2 protein-coding genes are annotated in these 1,182 nt (G+C 52.0%); both read left to right on the plus strand.

What is annotated here, in order from left to right:
• The coding region (locus PY479_RS17525) for an efflux RND transporter periplasmic adaptor subunit (protein WP_275484539.1) at positions 1-1,011 on the plus strand (1,011 nt) is incomplete at its 5' end.
• A partial coding sequence (locus PY479_RS17530; protein ID WP_275484540.1) for an efflux RND transporter permease subunit occupies positions 992-1,182 on the plus strand: 191 nt, incomplete at its 3' end. The genes PY479_RS17525 and PY479_RS17530, both read left to right, overlap by 20 nt.

Below are 1,182 nucleotides of genomic sequence, written 5' to 3' on the forward strand. Positions count from 1 at the left end.
TCCGGCCAGATGCAGCAAGCGCTGGCACTCAAAGTCGCCAAAGCCACCCGACAAACCATGTGGCGCTTTGTCGATACCGTCGGCGAAGTCGGCTATGACGAAAGCCAGATCACCCACATTCACTCGCGCGTTACTGGCTGGGTAGAGAAGCTCACAGTGCAATCTGAAGGTGACGAGATTAAAAAAGGACAACTGCTCTACGAAATCTATTCGCCGGATTTAGTTAACGCACAGGACGATTATCTGTTGGCGCAAGATACGCTCAAGCGCTCCGGTAACAGCGACCGTTATCAGGAATTATTGCGTAAAGCAGGAACGCGACTGGAGCTGCTGGGATTAAATCCAGAGCAGATTAAGCAGTTAGCTAAAACGGGCAAAACGCAATTCCGCGTACCTTTTTATGCCGAGTCCAATGGTTACGTGAAAAATCTCGATATTCGTGATGGTATGTATTTGCAGCCATCAACTGAAATTCTGTCAATGGTGGATCTCGATAAGGTCTGGGTGATCGCCGACGTGTTTGAAAATGAACAGAGTTGGCTGGCGGTAGGCCAACCGGCGGAAGTCAGTATTCCCGCCATGGGCATAAAGGGCCTGCAAGGGAAAATTGATTATATCTATCCCGAGTTGGATCCGGTGACCCGCAGTCTGCGGGTGCGCGTCGTGTTGCCAAATAAAGGCGAACATCTGCGCCCCAATACCCTCGCCAAGGTATCCCTGTTTGGCGGCGCGAACGAAAATGCGCTGGTCGTGCCACAAGAAGCACTGATCCAGACCGGTAAAGAAAACCGCGTCATTGTGAAAACCGCAGACAACGATTTTGTCGCACGCCGGGTGGATGTAGGGATGATGAGCCGCGGCATGGTGCAGATCCTCAACGGTCTCAGTGACGGTGAAAACGTGGTGATTTCCGGCCAGTTCCTGTTGGATTCTGAAGCCAGTCTCAAAGGCAGTTTGATGCGTCTGAGCAGCCAGCATCAGGAGGCACATAATGCTGAAGACCATCATTGATATGGCTATCCGTCAGCGCGTGATGGTCCTCATCATCGCGTTGATTGTGGCGGTGCTGGGCATTCATGCGTTACAAAAAACGCCGCTGGATGCCTTGCCGGATCTCTCGGATGTGCAGGTCATCATCAAAACCTCTTATCCCGGTCAGGCCCCCAAGCTGGTAGAAGATCA

This window comes from Shewanella sp. A32, from assembly GCF_029167175.1.
Classification (GTDB): domain Bacteria; phylum Pseudomonadota; class Gammaproteobacteria; order Enterobacterales; family Shewanellaceae; genus Shewanella; species Shewanella yunxiaonensis.